We start from the raw sequence: 17749 nt of genomic DNA on the forward strand, positions 1-17749 counted from the left end.
TCAAGAAGAATAGAAACGAGGAAAAAGAATATGCCGGTTAAAGTTCAGGCAGATTTACCTGTAAAAGAAATACTCGAAAGCGAAAATATATTCGTCATGGACGAGACAAGAGCGGTTCATCAGGACATCCGTCCGCTGAAGATTATGATCCTGAATCTGATGCCGCTCAAAGAAGATACCGAGCTGCAGCTTCTGCGCTCCCTTTCCAACACCTCCCTGCAGGTTGATGTCACCTTTCTGATGGTGGCAAGCCACGAGGCGAAAAATACATCGACCAGCCATCTGAACACGTTCTATGTGAAATTTGAGGATGTGCGGAAAAATTATTACGACGGTATGATCATCACCGGTGCACCGGTCGAGCAGATGGAATTTGAAGAAGTTGACTACTGGGATGAACTGACAAAGATCATGGACTGGACGAACACACACGTTACCTCCACGATGTTCCTCTGCTGGGGAGCCCAGGCGAGTCTGTATCATTTCTACGGACTGAAGAAACGGATGCTTCCGGAGAAGAAATTCGGGCTGTTCTGGCACAAAGTCAACAACCGCAAGATCCCGCTTGTGCGAGGCTTCGATGACGAGTTTTTGGCACCGCATTCCCGCCACACAGAAGTACCGATCGACGATATCCGTGCCTGCAAAGATGTCACGATTCTCGCAGAGTCCGACGAAGCCGGATTCTATCTTGGCATGGCGGAAGAGGGAAGAAAGATTTTTGTGATGGGTCATCCGGAGTACGACCGTATGACGCTCGACGGCGAGTACCACCGCGATAAAGACAAAGGACTCCCGATTGAGATTCCGAAGAACTATTATAAAAACGACGATCCAAATACAAAACCAGTGCTTTTATGGCGGTCACATGCGAACAATCTGTACACGAACTGGCTGAACTACTATGTATACCAGGTGACCCCGTATAATCTTGACGGAACTCCGGATTTTTCGGGAAAATAAGAGAGAAAAAGCCCCCCGCACCGGGCGCACACCGGCTGCGGGGGGTTGCTGTAAAAATCTGCTATAAAAAACGGAAAGCTTTCCGGGCTTACCGTTTGAAATCAAATAATGTTTTCAGCGGAATTTCGAGTGATTCCGCAATATCCATCAGCTTGTTTAGAGACAGAGAGGTATGACTGTTTGGCGCTTCGATGTTGCTCATATGTGTACGGCTGATCTGGACAGCTTCGGCAAGCTCACTTTGCGTTAATCCGCGTGCTCTGCGATAAAAAGCGATGGTAAGACCGAGGAGGCGCATCTCCTCCGTATGACGTTCTCCCATTGCTATGGCTCCTTTCTGAACAGAGTGATACAAAGACTTATATAATATTTATCTTAAACGATTAAATACCAAAAAGAAACAACTTTAAATTTTTATAATGCACATGTAAATTGTGCAAAATATAGAAATTATCCATCAGAATAATAGGAAAACAGGAAAAAGAGTTCTTTTGACAAATGAGAGGTTTTTGTGTATGCTGTAGAAAGCACCAACAAATAAAATCGGAGGTTTTTGCATATGAAAGAGTCGATCCATACCATTCCGCTGATGGATGCATTCAAGGCGGAAGATGAGTGCCCGTTCTGCTATCTGGAGCGGGAAGCAGAGCAGCATGCGATTTCGTTTGCGCTCGGTTCCGGCGCATCCTATATGGAGGATGATGTGCGTGCGGAAACAGACGCGATGGGATTCTGCCGCCACCACTATAAAATGATGTACGATTACGGAAACCGTCTCGGAAGCGGTCTGATTTTATCCACCCATCTGAAAAAACTGAACCAGGAGCTTGCCGCACAGATGGATCTGTTTGCACCGGGAAAATCCTCGGTGTTCAAGCGGATGCAGAAGACATCCCTCGACAAACAGGGCCGTGAGACTGCGATCGGCCAGTGGATTGATGAGAAGACGCATTCGTGCTACGTCTGCGATCACTTCAAGGCAAACTATAACCGCTATCTTGATACGTTCTTTGATCTCTACAAAAAAGACGAGGAGTTTGCAAGACTGTTCCGCGAGGGAAAAGGCTTCTGTCTGCCGCATTTTGCGGATCTGGTAGAAACGGCGGAGAAAAAGCTGAATGATAAACAGAAAGCGGAATTTTACCCGACTCTGTTCAAAATCATGAAAGAAAATTACCAGCGGCTGCAGGAAGAGGTAACATGGTTTACTGACAAATTCGATTACCGCAACAAGGATAAGGACTGGGGAAATTCAAAAGATTCCATCCAGCGCTGTATGCAAAAATTAGGCGGCGGCTATCCGGCGGACGAGCCGTTTACGGAAGGATTATAATTCTTGTTTATAAAAGGAGCATAAAGTTTCGATGCAGAAGTTTTATCAGAGATTAAAAGAGAATCAAAAGGAGCGCGCCCGGTGCGCGTTTCTTGTTTTGTATTTCGGCGTGCTGGCGGTGCTGCTGTTTCTGGCGCGCCCGCTGCTGGATACGACGGCGGCAGACCGGGAGTGGAGTATTCACTTTCTGTTCCCGTGCCTGCTGGCGTGTATCATACTGACGACAGTTGTCAGTTTCTGCCGGTTTGCTGCAAAGCCGGACCAGAAACCAAAACCGCGCTATGTGGGATGGAAACAGCCGATTCTGATGCTGGCAAACGCAGCCTATCTGTTTGCCACACTGGAATTTGTCACAAACAGCCAGTTCCGGGAGATGAAATGGTATTATGCGTTGTTGAATATCGGTGTCATTTTCGTACTTTCCATTCTCGTTTCCCTCTTTCTGAACTCCATCCGCCGCGCGATGATTTTCATGAACATCTTTTATTTCTGCATGAGTCTGGTATTCTACTATGTTTATCTGTTCCGCGGAGAAGCGTTCCAGCTCATCGACCTGTACAGCATTGCGACGGCGGCGGACGTAGTCGGCGGCTACAAATTCGAGATCACAGGTGAAATCGTGACTTCGTTTATCACGATGATGCTCGTTGTGCGCCTCTGGCTGCAGAGCCGGGAATACCGTTTTGCACGGAAAACGAGAAATAAAATTCTGCTCCGCGTGGCTGCTGCTGCGCTGACGCTCGGAACATACCTGGCGTACATGAATCTGAACTGGAACGCCGAGTTCGGTGTCATCAGTGACCTCTGGAATCCGGCGAAGACATACCGCCAGTACGGAACGACAGTCGGTTTTACCGCGGTCGCCAAATACATGCGCCTGACACCGCCGGACGGCTATTCGAAAGACGAAGTGACAGCGATTGCCGATACGAGCGAGAAAGAGACGAAAACAGAAGATCTTCGAAAAGATAATGCGGATAGCGTGACACCCGTCAACATCATCGCGATCATGAACGAGTCGTGGTTTGACTACCGTTCCGTCGGCGATCCGCAGACGAGCGAGAGCTACATGCCGTTCCTCGACTCGCTGACCGAAAATATCATCAAAGGGCACACGCTGACGTGTACCAAGGGCGGCGGAACAGCAAAAACGGAGTATGAGTTCCTGACCGGAAACTCCTGCAAGCGGTTCCCGGGCATGGTGCCGTACGTCAGCTACTTTACGCACAGCCAGTATTCCCTTGTCACGACGTTAAAAGACCAGGGTTATCAGGCAATTGCGATGCATCCGAACAAGGCGACAAACTGGAAGCGGAGCACGGCATACCGTTTCCTTGATTTTGATGATTTCATCTCGATTGATCAGTTCTCCGATACGGCCAAGCGGTACCGCGGCATGATCAGCGATCAGGCGAACTATGAGAAGATCGTGGAAACCTACGAGAACAAGGAGCCGGGCAGCCCGTTCTTCCTCTTTGATGTGACGATGCAGAATCACAGCGGCTACACGAACCGTTATTTCCAGGCAGATATCAACTGCAACGGCTACGACAGTGATGAGGCCGATCAGTATTTCTCCCTGTTAAAGCTTTCCGATGAGGCAATTTCCTATCTGATCCGGTATTTCCAGCAGGTGGACGAGCCGACGATGATCATTATGTTCGGCGATCATTCCCCGAAACTGCCGGATGCGTTTGAAACATGGATTGCCGGAGACGCTTATCAGAATCTTTCGGTCGAGGATCAGGAGAAGTTCTATGGAACCCCGTTCTTCATCTGGACCAACTACAGCATGAAATCCGAGAGCAATGTCTGGATCAGCACAAACTATCTCTCAAGCTATGCGTTAAGCCTTACCGGCCTGGAACTGACGCCGTACAACGAGTATCTGCTTGACCTGCGCGAGAAGATGCCGGCGCTCAATCACCTCGGCTTTTTAGCAAGTGACGGAACCTGGTACCGCTGGAACGACAGCGATGCGCCGGAGGAGGATCTCGAGTACGAACGGCAGTATGAATGCCTGCAGTACAATGAACTGATCGACAAAAAAGACCGGGATGACAGCTTTTTTACAATTTCCGGTGAAAAAGACGAAGAATAAGGGCTTTCCCTACTTGCCAGAAAACGGAAATCTATGGTAGACTATACTCCGTATGACCGGGAAACCCCGGCGGTAACTTCACGTTTACAATTAAGAATAAGAAAATGAGGTTTTAAAAAGTATGATTGCAGCAAATAATGTGACACTTCGTGTCGGAAAAAAAGCGTTGTTTGAAGATGTCAATATCAAATTCACCGAGGGAAACTGCTACGGCATGATCGGTGCCAACGGAGCGGGAAAATCAACCTTTCTGAAAATCCTGTCCGGCCAGCTTGAACCGACAAACGGAGACGTAACCATCACACCGGGCCAGCGTCTTTCCTTCCTCGAGCAGGACCACTTCAAATACGACAGCTATCCGGTACTCGACACCGTTATCATGGGAAATGCCCGTCTCTATGAGATCATGAAAGAGAAAGAGGCGCTGTACGCAAAAGAAGACTTCACCGATGAGGACGGTATCAAAGCGAGCGAGCTCGAGGGTGAGTTTGCAGAGATGAACGGCTGGGAGGCAGAGACCGATGCAGAGCAGCTCTTAAACGGCCTTGGCATTGAGCCGGAACTGCACTACGCACAGATGGCAGACCTGACCGGCAGCCAGAAGGTCAAAGTTCTTCTTGCAAGAGCCCTGTTCGGAAACCCGGACATCCTTCTTCTCGACGAGCCGACCAACCACTTGGACCTCGATGCGATCGAGTGGCTTGAGGAGTTCCTGATCAACTTCGAGAATACCGTTATCGTTGTATCCCACGACCGTTACTTCCTGAATAAAGTCTGCACCCAGATCGCAGATATAGATTACGGAAAAATCCAGCTCTATGCCGGAAACTACGACTTCTGGTTTGAGTCCAGCCAGCTGCTGGTAAAACAGATGAAAGAGGCGAACAAGAAGAAAGAGGAGAAGATCAAAGAGTTACAGGACTTCATCTCTAGATTCAGTGCCAACGCATCGAAGAGTAAGCAGGCTACTTCCCGTAAGAAAGCCCTGGAGAAAATCCAGCTCGACGATATCAAACCGTCCAGCCGGAAATATCCTTACATCGATTTCCGTCCGAACCGTGAGATCGGAAACGACGTTCTGCAGGTAGAGGGACTGACCAAAACCGTAGACGGCGTGAAAATCCTGGATAACTTAAGCTTCACCCTCGGAAGAGAAGATAAAGTTGCTTTCGTCGGAAGCAACGAGCAGGCGATCACCATGCTGTTCAAGATTCTGACCGGAGAAGAAGAGCCGGATTCCGGTTACTACAAATGGGGCGTAACCACTACACAGGCTTACTTCCCGAAGGACAACACCGCAGAATTCGACTGCGACCTGACTATCGCAGACTGGCTGACCCAGTATTCCGAGATCAAGGACGTAACGTATGTCCGCGGATTCCTCGGAAGAATGCTTTTTGCCGGTGAGGACGGCGTGAAACGTGTCAGAGTCCTTTCCGGAGGAGAGAAAGTGCGCTGCCTGCTCTCCAAGATGATGATTTCCGGTGCAAACGTTCTCGTTCTTGACGAGCCGACCAACCATCTGGATATGGAGTCCATCACTGCACTGAACAACGGTCTGATCAAATTCCCGGGCGTGCTGCTGTTCACCTGCCACGACCATCAGTTTGTACAGACCACAGCAAACCGTATCATGGAGATCCTTCCGAACGGCGCGCTGATCGATAAGATGACCACCTACGACGAGTATCTTGCAAGCGATGAGATGGCAAGAAAACGTCATGTCTACACAATGACAGAGGAAGATAATTAAAGATGAGCAAAAAGACGACAGTTTCCGGCATTCTGCTGGTGTTGCTTGTGCTGGCCACAACGCCGCTTCTTGGAACGGACAACGTTTCGTTCCTGAAGTGGTGGCTTATGACCCTGGTGCTCGGTATTGGATTTTATCCGGCTGCCGCAGCGCTGTTTCCGCGGTTTCATGACCGGGGATGGATGTTTTCTAAAGTGCTTGGCATCGTTGTTTCCGGTTTTGCTGTATTTGCTCTTGGAAGCTTCGGACTGGTTCCGTTTACCGCACCGGTCTGCCTGATCACAGTCGGTGTACTGATCCTGGCTTCTTGGATTTTCGGATGTTTTAAGGTACGCGTCCATGCGCCGGAAATCGACTTCCTGATGATGGAAGAAGTGTTGTTTTTCGCCTTTTTCCTTCTCTGGACCTACCTTGCGGGCTTTCACCCGGAGGCACACGGAACCGAAAAATTCATGGATTATGGTTTTATGAAGGCCATGATGCGCAGCACCGCCGTTCCGGCAGAGGATCTCTGGTACAGCGGAAGCGGTATTAACTACTATTACGGCGGCCAGTTCTATGCCGTATTTCTGACGAAGATTACCTTCACGGATGTAAAGCAGACGTACCATCTGATGCGTACGATGGTGGCATCGTTCGCGTTTGTTCTGCCGTTTTCGATCACCTACCATCTGGCAGAGTCGCGTGCGTGCCACCGCATCCGGAAAGAGGGCGGCAATAAAAGCCAGATTGCACCGGTGCTTGGCGGTCTTCTTTCGGGAGGCGCCGTTTCCCTTGCAGGAAATATGCACTATGTGATTTACGGCTGCATCCGACAGTGGCTGGGACTGAACGAATCGGCTTACTGGTTCCCGAGTTCGACCCGCTATATCGGGTATGACCCGCTTGTGGAAAATGACCGCACGATTCATGAGTTTCCATCGTATTCCTTTGTGCTCGGCGACCTGCATGCCCATGTGGTGAATGTCATGTTCGTCCTGCTGGTGCTGGGCCTTTTATATTCCTACGTGAAAAATACCTGCCGTGATCCGGAAAAAGAGTGGAAATGGTCGTTAAAAGACGTTCTGCTTCAGCCGCAGATCATCGCGGCGGGCTTTCTGATCGGTGTGTTCCACTGGTCCAACTACTGGGATTTTATTATCTATTTCGTCGTGATTGCAGGCTTTGCGCTGTACGGTGCGCTGTACCGGTATCATGCGCGGGCGAAAGAGACGATCGGAACGGTTCTCCTGCAGGCTGCAGAAGTTTTTGCAATTGGAACGATTGTCGCCCTTCCGTTTACAATGAAGTTTGAGACGATGGTTTCCGGTGTCGGCATTGCCAGGCACCATTCGATGCTGTATCAGCTGGCGATTCTCTGGGGCCTTCCGACGGTGCTCGTTGTTCTGTTTATCGCAGCCGTTCTGCTAGCATGGCGGAAAAACTGTCATCTTCCGGGCATGGAGCGGCAGGGACAGATTGTACTTGCCGATGGAAAGACGCAGGAAGAGGTGGAAGAGCAGGCCGTTGCCCTGATTCTGGGAGAGAAAAAACCGGAGCCGGGCGAAAAAGAAACGGCGGAAAAGCCAAAAAAAGTTTCTGCCTTCTGTAATTTCTGGAGAGAGATTGCGGTGAGCGATATGGTGATCGGTATTTTAGGCCTCTGTGCCATCGGCCTTATCATCATTCCGGAGCTCGTCTATGTGCGCGATATCTACGAAGAATCGTATGCGCGCTCCAACACGATGTTCAAGCTGACGTATCAGGCATTTATCCTGTTCGGTATCTGCATGAGCTACATCATCACGCGGTTCCTGCTCTGGAAAAAAGAGCGGATTCTGCAGGTGTTCGGCGGAATCGGGCTGGTACTGCTTTTATGGACGTTCGGCTATTTTGGAACGAGCGTGTACTCCTGGTTCGGAAATGTTTTCGATCTGTCCGAGTACCGCGGACTCGATGCGACAGCGTATCTGGAAAATGTCTTTTCCGAGGACGCAGGTGCCATCCGCTGGCTGGATGAAACAATAGAAGGACAGCCGGTTGTGCTTGAGGCGAACGGCGACAGCTACAGCGATTACGAGCGCGTTTCCGCAATGACCGGTCTTCCGACCGTGCTTGGATGGTATGTCCATGAATGGCTCTGGAGAGGGGATCCTGCAGACTTAAATGTCCGCGCCGAGGACGTGAAACAGATGTACACCTCGACCGATACGAATGAAGTGCTGCGCCTGCTGGAGCAGTATCATGTGACCTACATTTTTGTGGGAAGCAAAGAAAAGGAGAAATATGGCGATGCGCTGAACGAATTGCTGCTGCAGTCCATCGGAGATATCGTTTACCAGGATACTGCGTCCGGTACGTATATTCTTCAGGTACAGGATACATAAAGAACAAAAACAGGAGAAAAGAACCGCCGGGTGCGGCATCTTTTCTCCTGTTTTTCATATAATACAGAGAATGCAGAAGAAAGTGCGAAGGGCAGACCATGCGGAGATTCCGAAAAGTGCGGCACGTTCCTCTGCCGCTTCTGGCTGTGATAATGGCGGCTATTCTGTTTGCAGAGCTGGCACGGTGTGAAAGAGAAGGCGCGAAAGAGACAGCGGCGGAAGTAGAAAAAAGTGTGCCCCGCCGTGCGGCGCTGACATTTGATGACGGGCCGAATGCGTGCTATACGCCGGAGGTGCTTGAAATTTTAAAAGAAAATGAAATTCCGGCAACGTTTTTTCTGCAGGGGCAGTGTCTTGCCGGAAACGAAGAAATCGTCCGCCGGATGCATGCGGAAGGCCATCTGATCGGAAATCATACGTTTCATCATGTTCAGCTTACGAAAGTATCAGAAGAGGAAGCGAGGGAGGAGGTCGTGAAAACAAGCAATGCAATCTACGAGATCACAGGGGAATATCCCGTCTATATCCGTCCGCCGTTCGGGGAATGGAGAGAGGGGCTGGACCTTGCAGTGACGATGATCCCGGTACTCTGGGATGTGGATTCCCGCGACTGGGAGAGCCAGAACACTGCGTCGATCTGCAGCGCGGTGCTTCCGAATGTGAAGGATGGCAGCATTATTCTCATGCATGACGGCTACCGCGCGACGGTGGAAGCGCTGCGGCGGATCTTAAAAGAATTAAAAGAAGAGGGATACACGTTTGTGACGGTGCGTGAGCTGATTGAAGAATAGCTTCCGCGGATTCCATCGAACATAGTTGCGGAGAATCCGAGATTAAGGGGTTGAGGATACCCGCCAAAATGTGATAAGATAAAAGGCAGGAAGAAAAATGGGGTGAAAAATACATGGATTTGTTTGATTATATGAAAGAAACCACAATGGAAAAAGAGTCCCCCCTCGCATCGCGCATGCGCCCGACAACGCTGGACGAGGTGGTTGGACAGGAGCACATCATCGGCCCTGGAAAGCTGTTGTACCGTGCGATCAAGGCGGATAAACTCGGCTCCGTCATTTTCTACGGCCCTCCGGGAACGGGAAAAACGACGCTTGCCCGCGTCATCGCCAACACGACAAGCGCAGAGTTTACCCAGCTGAATGCCACGACAGCCGGCAAAAAGGATATGGAAGAAGTCGTAAAAGAAGCGCAGCAGCGGATCGGCATGTACGGCAAAAAGACGATTCTTTTTGTCGACGAGATCCACCGCTTCAACAAGGGACAACAGGATTATCTGCTTCCGTTTGTGGAGGACGGCACACTCGTTCTGATTGGCGCGACGACGGAAAACCCGTATTTCGAGGTCAACGGGGCGCTGATTTCGCGTTCCATTATCTTTGAATTAAAGCCGCTCGAAAAAGAGGACATCGAAAAACTGCTGGAGCGCGCGGTGACGGACCCGGTAAAGGGGCTCGGGACGTACAACGTTGTGCTCGATGCGGATGCAAAAGAGTTCCTCGCCGACATCGCAGGCGGTGACGCGAGAGCGGCCTTAAATGCAATCGAGCTGGGCGTCCTCTCGACGGAACGTCAGGCGGACGGAAAAATCCATATCGATCTCGAAACGGCATCGGAGTGCATCCAGAAGCGCGTCGTGCGGTACGACAAGACGGGCGATCAGCATTACGATACGATCTCTGCATTTATCAAGAGCATGCGTGGTTCTGACCCGGATGCGGCGGTCTTTTATCTGGCCAAAATGCTGTATGCCGGGGAGGATATCAAGTTTATCGCCCGCCGCATCATGATCTGCGCGGCGGAGGATGTCGGCCTTGCCGATCCGAATGCCTTAAATGTAGCAGTTTCCGCGTCCCTTGCCGTGGAACGCGTCGGCATGCCGGAGGCGCAGATTATTCTGGCGGAGGCAGCCACGTATGTTGCCTGTGCACCGAAGAGTAATTCTTCGTGCGAGGCAGTCTTTGCGGCGATGAAGACGGTCGGAAGTGTGCGGACGTCGGTTCCGCCGCATCTGCAGGACGCCCATTACAAAGGTTCTGCCAAACTCGGCCACGGTCAAGGCTATCAGTATGCACATGATTACCCGAATCACTACGTCGAGCAGCAGTATCTGCCGGACGAGATCTTAGGAAGCCGTTTCCTTCATCTTGGAACGAACGGCTATGAGCAGAAGATCCGGGAAAACTTCAAAAAAATTGGAAAAGACATCGAATAAAAGGGGAAGAAATCATGACAGACTGGCTTGGAAAGCCGTATTATTCGCTGGACGCCTATCTGAAAAAGACGTTCGGGGAAAAAGTGTACAAGCTCTCGCTCGACGGCGGGATGACGTGTCCGAACCGGGACGGCACCTGCGGTGACCGGGGCTGCATTTTCTGCAGTGCGGGCGGCTCCGGTGATTTTGCCGGGGACAGAAACAAATCCATCCCGGAACAGATCCGGGAGCAGAAATCCCTCCTGCAGCAAAAGCGGCCGGTGCATAAGTTCATCGCCTATTTCCAGGCGTATACGAACACGTACGCGCCGGTGGAATATCTGGAAAAAATTTTCCGGGAGGCAATTTCGGACGAGGAGGTCGTGGTCCTTTCGATCGGAACGAGACCGGACTGCTTAGGGGAAGAGGTTCTTTCTCTGTTAGAAGAGCTGAACCGGATCAAACCGGTCTGGTTGGAGCTGGGACTGCAGACGATGCATGAAAAAACGGCACAGTATATCCGAAGGGGCTATCCGCTTTCCTGTTTTGAACAGGCAGTAAACGAGCTGCACAGGCGGGGGATTCCCGTGATTGTCCACACGATCCTCGGTCTGCCGGGGGAGGGACAGGAAGAAGTCTTTGCAACAATGGATTACCTGAATGGACTTTCCATTTCCGGCATCAAGCTTCAGCTGCTTCATGTGCTGAAAAACACGGATCTTGCGGCGGACTACGCGGCCGGAAAATTTGAGGTGCTGGAGCAGGAGGCGTATCTTACCCTTGTCATCGACTGTCTGCGGCGCCTCCGTCCCGATCTTGTGATCCACCGTGTGACGGGAGACGGCCCCGGGGATCTTCTGATTGCACCAACATGGAGCCAGGCAAAACGCGCCGTCTTAAATGAGCTGCATCATCGCATGAAAGAAGAACATGCGTATCAGGGACAGCTTCTGGACGAAGAAAAAGGAGGAAACACACCGTGATTGAATCATCCTTTACGTTATACAAACTGATTATTCTCTACATGCTGCAGAATGTGAATTTTCCGCTGTCAAATACACAGATTTCGGATTTTATCCTGGAAAAAGAGTACACGAACTACTTTCATCTCCAGGAGGCGTTAAGCGAGCTGCAGGATACAAAGCTGATCGAGATCGAGAAGGTGCGCAACACCTCGTACTACCACATGACTGAGGAGGGCAGCAAGACGCTTTCCTTCTTCGAAAACGAGATCTCTCCGGAAATCCGGGAGGAAATCGACCGCTATATGAAGGAGCACTCCTATGAACTGCGGAAAAAAGCGTCCGTTGTGGCCGATTACTACAAGACCGCGGGAGATGACTACGAGGTCCGCTGTCAGGCAAGAGAGCGGAAGACGACTATTTTTGAGATTGTCGTGACGGTTCCGTCCGAGGAGGCGGCCAAAAAGATCTGCAGCAACTGGGAAAACCGGAGTCAGAAGATTTATGCTTCGATTATGAATGAACTGTCAAGATAACGATTGACAGGAATGGTGGCATATAATAGAATAAATTAGTATGTCTAAAAAGCATAAACATGGAAAACATAGTAAATAAGATTTTATATTCCAAAGGAGATAAAACTGTGCCTGATTATACAAAAGAAATTGAAAGACGGCGTACCTTTGCCATCATTTCCCACCCGGATGCCGGTAAAACCACACTGACTGAGAAATTCCTGCTGTACGGAGGAGCGATCAATCTCGCCGGTTCCGTAAAAGGAAAAGCGACTGCGCGCCATGCCGTATCCGACTGGATGGAGATCGAGAAAGAGCGTGGTATTTCCGTTACCTCTTCCGTTCTGCAGTTCAATTACGACGGCTACTGCATCAACATTCTGGATACCCCGGGACACCAGGACTTCTCGGAGGATACGTACCGTACCCTGATGGCAGCCGATTCCGCCGTTATGGTGATCGATGCCTCAAAGGGTGTCGAGGCACAGACCAGAAAGCTGTTTAAAGTCTGTGTCATGCGCCACATCCCGATCTTTACCTTCATCAACAAGATGGACCGCGATGCGAACGATACCTTCGAGCTGCTCGACGAGATCGAAAAAGAGCTCGGCATTGCAACCTGCCCGATCAACTGGCCGATCGGTTCCGGAAAGAAATTCCGCGGTGTTTACGACCGTGACAAAAAGAAAGTCCTTACCTTCTCCGATACAATGAAGGGAACGAAGGAAGGTATCGAGGAAGAAATTGATATCGACGATCCGCATCTTCTCGATGTGGTCGATGAGGACCAGAAAGAACAGCTTATGGATGAGATCGAGCTGCTCGACGGCGCAAGTGCAGAGTTTGACCAGGAGCTTGTCAGCAAGGGAGAGCTCTCCCCGGTATTCTTCGGATCTGCGCTCACCAACTTTGGTGTGGAGACTTTTCTGCAGCACTTCCTCACGATGACGATGCCGCCGCTTCCGCGTACGGCAGACTGCGGCGTGATCGATCCGGTCAAAGAGGATTTCTCTGCGTTTGTCTTTAAAATCCAGGCAAACATGAACAAAGCACACCGTGACCGTATCGCATTCATGCGCATCTGCTCCGGCAAATTCGACGCCGGAATGGAAGTCTTCCATGTGCAGGGAGGAAAGAAAATGCGTCTTTCCCAGCCGCAGCAGATGATGGCGAGTGACCGTCATATTGTTGATGAAGCATACGCCGGCGATATCATCGGTGTATTTGACCCGGGCATCTTCTCTATCGGAGATACGATCTGTATGCCGGGCAAAAAATTCGCATACGAGGGAATTCCGACCTTCGCGCCGGAGCATTTTGCAAGAGTGCGCCAGCTCGATACGATGAAGAGAAAACAGTTCGTCAAGGGAATTTCCCAGATTGCACAGGAAGGTGCGATCCAGATTTTCCAGGAGTACAAAGGCGGCATGGAGGAGATCATCGTCGGCGTTGTCGGCGTCCTGCAGTTTGACGTTTTAAAATACCGTCTGGAGAACGAGTACAACGTGGATATCCGTCTGGAGAACCTGCCGTATGAGCACATCCGCTGGATCGCAAACAAAGAGGAGATCAACCTGGACCGTATTCAGGGTACATCCGATATGAAGAAGGTCATGGACCTCAAGGGAAATCCGCTGCTTCTCTTTGTCAATCCGTGGAGTGTCGGCATGGTACAGGATCGAAACAAAGACCTTGTGCTGACCGAATTCAGCAAAAACTAAGAACAAAAGAGCGGGATGCCGCTTAAAAAGGAGAAGGAATGAACTTATTCGATATTCTGGGCCCTGTGATGGTCGGTCCGTCGAGTTCGCACACAGCGGGGGCAGTGCGGATTGGATGGATGACGCAGAAACTTCTCGGGGAACAGCCGGTGGAAGCAAAAATACTGATGTACGGTTCCTTTGCCGCAACGGGAAAGGGTCATGGAACGGACCGCGGTCTCGTCGCGGGTCTTCTCGGCATGCGGCCGGATGACGAGCGGATTCCGGACAGCTTTGAAATTGCCCGGAAGATGGGTCTTTCCTATTCATTCGGCATCGCCAATCTGACGAGTGCCCATCCGAACAGCGTCGTTCTGGAAGTAAAGGGAAAGAGCGGCCGGACGCTCGAGGTGCAGGCGTGCTCCCTTGGCGGCGGCCGTATCATGATCAACCGCCTCGACGGGCTGGATGTCAACTGCAGCTGCGAGATTCCGACCCTGATCGTCCACAATCTGGACCAGCCGGGCCACGTAGCCGAGGTTACGTCGATGCTGGCACATAAGTCAGTCAACATTGCGAATATGTCCCTCTACCGCGACAAGAGAGGCGGATCGGCCGTCATGGTCGTGGAGATGGATCAGCCGCTTCCCAAAGAGTCGCTGGAATGGCTGGAGCATCGTGAGGGCATTGTAAAGGTAACATACATCAACGTAACGGAAGGAGAAGAGGACGATGTTTTATAATTCACTGGAAGAAATTGTCCGGGAGTGCCAGGAAAAAGACCTGCCGTTTGATGAAGTTATCCTTCTGGACGATATGAATGAGAGAAATGTAAGCCGCGAAGAGTCCATTGAGACGATGCGCGGCATGTGGGAAGCCATGAAAGGCGCTGAACGGAATTACGACGGTTCGCTGCAGTCGAGAAGCGGTCTTGTGGGCGGCGCCGGAAAGACGATGCGTGCGTATGTCGAGAGCGGGAACACGCTCTGCGGACCGTTTGTCGGAAAAGTTATGGCATCTGCACTTGCGATGGGTGAGTCAAACGCCTGCATGAAGCGGATCGTTGCAGCACCGACCGCAGGAGCGTGCGGTGTGCTTCCGGCTGTGCTCGTGAATTACCAGAAAGAGAAGGGGACAGCGGATGAGCAGATCGTGCGTGCGCTCTACACGGCAGCCGGTATCGGCCAGGTCGTTGCGGCGCGGGCCTACATTGCGGGCGCTTCCGGCGGCTGCCAGGCCGAAATCGGAACAGCAAGCGCGATGGCGGCAGGCGCACTGACCGCACTTGGCGGCGGCACTCCGTCCCAGATCACGCATGCGGCAGCGATGGCATTAAAGAACCTGCTCGGTCTCGTGTGTGACCCGGTCGGCGGTCTTGTCGAGGTCCCGTGCGTCAAGCGGAATGTGATCGGTTCCGTGAATGCACTTTCTGCGGCGGACATGGCACTTGCGGGAATCATAAGCCGCATTCCGCCGGATCAGGTGATCGATGCGATGCGGGAAGTCGGCGACCAGATGCATCCGAGTCTGCGCGAAACCGGCCAGGGCGGCCTTGCCAACACGCCGGCAGCACGCGAGTGGTGCGCGGCACAGGAAGAAGAATAAAAAAAACTTTTATTTTCGGAAAACTTTTGGTATAATAAAGGAAAGTCAGCCAAGGAGGAGGTTCTTTAAGATGGCAGAGGCAAAAATTCAGAAAAGAAACACTTATACGATATATGATGACGAAGGAATCGGAACCGTGCAGATTGCAGACGAGGTGGTAGCTATTATCGCAGGACTTGCGGCAACGGAAGTGGACGGGGTAGCCTCCATGGCCGGAAATATTACCAACGAATTAGTCAGCAAGCTTGGCATGAAAAATCTTTCCAAGGGTGTCAAAGTTGATGTACTCGACGGCGTTGTCTGCGTGGATCTTGCCCTCAATCTCAAATATGGATACGAGATTCCGGCAACCTGCAAAAACGTACAGGAAAAAGTAAAAACAGCGATCGAGAATATGACAGGCCTGGAAGTTTCCGATGTCAATGTAGCCATTGCAGGCGTGAATATGGAACAGACGAAATAAAAAACAACGAACCGCGAGGGAATAAGGCGACCCCTTACAACCCCGCGGTTCTTGTTAACTATTCAGAGCCAGATGAAATGGAAGAAAAATAGTTAATTAACTATACAGGAAGGAATTAAAACAGACAATGAACAGAAGCAAACTTCGCGAAAATATTTTTAAACTTCTCTATACCGCAGAGTTCCAGGAGAAAGAGGAGATGCCGCAGCAGATGTCTCTTTACTTTACGTACTCTGACGACAACGACGAGGATGAAGAAGTAACCGTAAGCGAAAAAGATCAGACCTATATGGAAGAGAAATACCATCATGTGACCGAGCACATCCCGGAAATCGACGAGATGCTGAACCGTACTTCCGAGGGCTGGAAAACGACCCGTATGGGAAAAGTAGACCTGGCGATCCTGCGTCTTGCCGTTTACGAGATGAAATTCGACGAGGACGTTCCGGTCGGTGTAGCCATCAACGAGGCCGTTGAGCTGGCAAAACGCTTCGGCAGAGACCAGTCTCCGTCCTTTATCAACGGTATTCTTGGAAAACTGGCAAGAGAAGAAGATGAGAAATAAAAATCAGAATGTTTACACCGTAGGCCAGGTCAATTCATACATCAAAAACATCTTTGACCAGGACTATATGCTCCGCCGGATTTACGTCAGCGGAGAAGTAAGCAACTGTAAATACCATCCGTCCGGCCACATCTATTTTTCCTTAAAAGATGCGGAAGGAACCATTTCCTGTGTCATGTTCGCCGGTTCGCGGCGCGGCCTTGCCTTCCCGATGCGGGACGGCGATAATGTGATTGTCGGCGGCAGCATCAGCGTCTATGAGCGGGACGGAAAGTATCAGATCTATGCAAAAGAGATCACAAAAGAGGGCGCCGGCCTTTTATACGAAAAGTATCTGGCCCTAAAAGCAGAACTGGAAGAGATGGGCATGTTTGCCCCGGAGTACAAACAGCCGATTCCTGCGTATGTAAAGAAAATCGGTGTTGTCACAGCACCGACGGGAGCTGCTGTGCAGGATATCAAAAACATTGCACTCCGCCGGAATCCCTTTGTCCAGATCATCCTCTACCCGGCCCTGGTGCAGGGAGAGGGAGCGGCGGACAGCATCGTGGAGGGCATCCGCCGTCTGGACGCACTGAATCTGGATGTGCTGATCGTGGGCCGCGGAGGTGGTTCGATCGAGGATCTTTGGGCGTTCAATGAGGAAAAAGTAGCGCGTGCCGTTTTTTCCTGCCATACCCCGGTGATCTCCGCCGTCGGCCATGAGACCGACACAACGATCATCGATTTCGTGGCAGATCTGCGCGCCCCGACCCCGTCCGCAGCGGCGGAGCTGGCGGTCGCTGATGTCCGCGCGGTACTCAACACACTGGAAAATTATAAAAGCCGCATGAACCATGCGATGGCAAACCAGACGCAGAGAGCGAGAAGCCGCCTTCTGCAGTACGAGACAAAGTGGAAGTATCTCGGACCGGAAAATAAGATCCGTGACCAGAGAGCACGCCACGCCGAGCTGGAGCGTCGGTATACAGATGCGATGGAAGAAAAGCTCAAAGAAGCGCGCCACCGCCTTGCCCTTTACATTCAGGCGATGAAGGGTCTGTCCCCGCTGGACAAGCTGAACCAGGGCTATTCCTACGTGGAAAAAGAAGGAAAAGCCATCACTTCGGTGCAGGATGTCAAAGAAGGTGATCTGCTCGAAATCTGTGTATCAGACGGAAAGATCACAGCGCGCGCAGAGAAGACATCGGCCGTATCCTGGATGGAACAATCGTGAA

16 protein-coding genes are annotated in these 17749 nt (G+C 51.1%); 15 read left to right on the forward strand and 1 reads right to left on the reverse strand.

Translation table 11 applies throughout. The features are described 5' to 3' along the window. The first annotated feature begins 30 nt into the window (after positions 1–30). On the forward strand, positions 31–963 hold the full coding sequence (gene metA, locus DWX32_RS00575) for a homoserine O-acetyltransferase MetA (protein ID WP_055228462.1): 933 nt from the start codon (positions 31–33) through the stop codon (positions 961–963). Positions 964–1051: 88 nt separating this feature from the next. Here the strand turns inward: metA and DWX32_RS00580 are convergent, their stop codons facing one another. Then, on the reverse strand, positions 1052–1285 hold the full coding sequence (locus DWX32_RS00580) for a helix-turn-helix domain-containing protein (protein ID WP_118659117.1): 234 nt from the start codon (positions 1283–1285) through the stop codon (positions 1052–1054). A 237-nt stretch (positions 1286–1522) separates the two neighbouring features. On the opposite strand from DWX32_RS00580, the gene DWX32_RS00585 reads away from it, so the two are divergent. The 14 genes from DWX32_RS00585 to xseA all read left to right on the forward strand — a co-directional run bounded on the left by DWX32_RS00585 (position 1523) and on the right by xseA (position 17748). Next, complete coding sequence (locus DWX32_RS00585; RefSeq protein WP_117509116.1) at positions 1523–2296, forward strand: DUF6062 family protein; 774 nt, start codon at positions 1523–1525, stop codon at positions 2294–2296. Positions 2297–2327: 31 nt separating this feature from the next. Beyond that, positions 2328–4397 carry an LTA synthase family protein gene (locus DWX32_RS00590; RefSeq protein WP_118594690.1) on the forward strand — a complete coding sequence of 690 codons (2070 nt, stop codon included), beginning with the start codon at positions 2328–2330 and terminating at the stop codon, positions 4395–4397. Positions 4398–4518: 121 nt separating this feature from the next. Then, positions 4519–6150 carry an ABC-F family ATP-binding cassette domain-containing protein gene (locus DWX32_RS00595; protein ID WP_022462526.1) on the forward strand — a complete coding sequence of 544 codons (1632 nt, stop codon included), beginning with the start codon at positions 4519–4521 and terminating at the stop codon, positions 6148–6150. Positions 6151–6152: 2 nt separating this feature from the next. Next, complete coding sequence (locus DWX32_RS00600; protein ID WP_118659118.1) at positions 6153–8516, forward strand: DUF2298 domain-containing protein; 2364 nt, start codon at positions 6153–6155, stop codon at positions 8514–8516. 98 nt (positions 8517–8614) lie between these two features. Then, the gene (locus tag DWX32_RS00605) at positions 8615–9307 is read left to right on the forward strand and encodes a polysaccharide deacetylase family protein (protein WP_117814060.1); all 693 of its coding nucleotides are present in this window, start codon (positions 8615–8617) and stop codon (positions 9305–9307) included. A 113-nt stretch (positions 9308–9420) separates the two neighbouring features. After that, the gene (locus DWX32_RS00610; RefSeq protein WP_022462529.1) at positions 9421–10743 is read left to right on the forward strand and encodes a replication-associated recombination protein A; all 1323 of its coding nucleotides are present in this window, start codon (positions 9421–9423) and stop codon (positions 10741–10743) included. A 14-nt stretch (positions 10744–10757) separates the two neighbouring features. Continuing rightward, positions 10758–11705 carry a TIGR01212 family radical SAM protein gene (locus DWX32_RS00615; RefSeq protein WP_022462530.1) on the forward strand — a complete coding sequence of 316 codons (948 nt, stop codon included), beginning with the start codon at positions 10758–10760 and terminating at the stop codon, positions 11703–11705. After that, on the forward strand, positions 11702–12220 hold the full coding sequence (locus DWX32_RS00620; protein WP_022462531.1) for a DUF4364 family protein: 519 nt from the start codon (positions 11702–11704) through the stop codon (positions 12218–12220). The genes DWX32_RS00615 and DWX32_RS00620 overlap by 4 nt, the downstream gene beginning before the upstream one ends. Before the next feature lie 107 nt (positions 12221–12327). Next, a complete protein-coding gene (locus DWX32_RS00625) occupies positions 12328–13920 on the forward strand; it encodes a peptide chain release factor 3 (RefSeq protein ID WP_022462532.1) in 1593 nt (530 codons plus the stop codon). A gap of 38 nt (positions 13921–13958) precedes the next feature. Beyond that, the gene (gene sdaAB / locus DWX32_RS00630) at positions 13959–14642 is read left to right on the forward strand and encodes an L-serine ammonia-lyase, iron-sulfur-dependent subunit beta (RefSeq protein ID WP_117760405.1); all 684 of its coding nucleotides are present in this window, start codon (positions 13959–13961) and stop codon (positions 14640–14642) included. Next, positions 14632–15504, forward strand: a complete 873-nt coding sequence (gene sdaAA / locus DWX32_RS00635; RefSeq protein ID WP_117760404.1) for an L-serine ammonia-lyase, iron-sulfur-dependent, subunit alpha — start codon at positions 14632–14634, stop codon at positions 15502–15504. Before sdaAB ends, sdaAA begins: the two co-directional genes overlap by 11 nt. 70 nt (positions 15505–15574) lie before the next feature. After that, positions 15575–15967: an Asp23/Gls24 family envelope stress response protein gene (locus tag DWX32_RS00640; protein ID WP_022463352.1), complete on the forward strand. Its 393-nt coding sequence runs from the start codon at positions 15575–15577 to the stop codon at positions 15965–15967. A gap of 127 nt (positions 15968–16094) precedes the next feature. Beyond that, positions 16095–16532 carry a transcription antitermination factor NusB gene (gene nusB, locus DWX32_RS00645; RefSeq protein WP_022463351.1) on the forward strand — a complete coding sequence of 146 codons (438 nt, stop codon included), beginning with the start codon at positions 16095–16097 and terminating at the stop codon, positions 16530–16532. Further along, entirely contained in the window at positions 16522–17748 is a 1227-nt protein-coding gene (xseA, locus tag DWX32_RS00650; protein ID WP_022463350.1) for an exodeoxyribonuclease VII large subunit, read from the forward strand. Before nusB ends, xseA begins: the two co-directional genes overlap by 11 nt. Position 17749: the final 1 nt, after the last annotated feature.

It is taken from the genome of Blautia sp. AF19-13LB (assembly GCF_003479105.1).
Lineage (GTDB): Bacteria > Bacillota > Clostridia > Lachnospirales > Lachnospiraceae > Fusicatenibacter > Fusicatenibacter saccharivorans.

Bases quoted from the DNA above. Each gene is read 5' to 3' on its own strand.
- DWX32_RS00580 (WP_118659117.1), bottom strand. From the start codon at position 1,285: ATGGGAGAACGTCATACGGAGGAGATGCGCCTCCTCGGTCTTACCATC.
- DWX32_RS00600 (WP_118659118.1), top strand. From the start codon at position 6,153: ATGAGCAAAAAGACGACAGTTTCCGGCATTCTGCTGGTGTTGCTTGTG.
- sdaAA (WP_117760404.1), top strand. From the start codon at position 14,632: ATGTTTTATAATTCACTGGAAGAAATTGTCCGGGAGTGCCAGGAAAAA.
- metA (WP_055228462.1), top strand. From the start codon at position 31: ATGCCGGTTAAAGTTCAGGCAGATTTACCTGTAAAAGAAATACTCGAA.
- DWX32_RS00595 (WP_022462526.1), top strand. From the start codon at position 4,519: ATGATTGCAGCAAATAATGTGACACTTCGTGTCGGAAAAAAAGCGTTG.
- DWX32_RS00610 (WP_022462529.1), top strand. From the start codon at position 9,421: ATGGATTTGTTTGATTATATGAAAGAAACCACAATGGAAAAAGAGTCC.
- DWX32_RS00590 (WP_118594690.1), top strand. From the start codon at position 2,328: ATGCAGAAGTTTTATCAGAGATTAAAAGAGAATCAAAAGGAGCGCGCC.
- DWX32_RS00640 (WP_022463352.1), top strand. From the start codon at position 15,575: ATGGCAGAGGCAAAAATTCAGAAAAGAAACACTTATACGATATATGAT.
- DWX32_RS00605 (WP_117814060.1), top strand. From the start codon at position 8,615: ATGCGGAGATTCCGAAAAGTGCGGCACGTTCCTCTGCCGCTTCTGGCT.
- xseA (WP_022463350.1), top strand. From the start codon at position 16,522: ATGAGAAATAAAAATCAGAATGTTTACACCGTAGGCCAGGTCAATTCA.
- DWX32_RS00615 (WP_022462530.1), top strand. From the start codon at position 10,758: ATGACAGACTGGCTTGGAAAGCCGTATTATTCGCTGGACGCCTATCTG.
- DWX32_RS00585 (WP_117509116.1), top strand. From the start codon at position 1,523: ATGAAAGAGTCGATCCATACCATTCCGCTGATGGATGCATTCAAGGCG.
- sdaAB (WP_117760405.1), top strand. From the start codon at position 13,959: ATGAACTTATTCGATATTCTGGGCCCTGTGATGGTCGGTCCGTCGAGT.
- nusB (WP_022463351.1), top strand. From the start codon at position 16,095: ATGAACAGAAGCAAACTTCGCGAAAATATTTTTAAACTTCTCTATACC.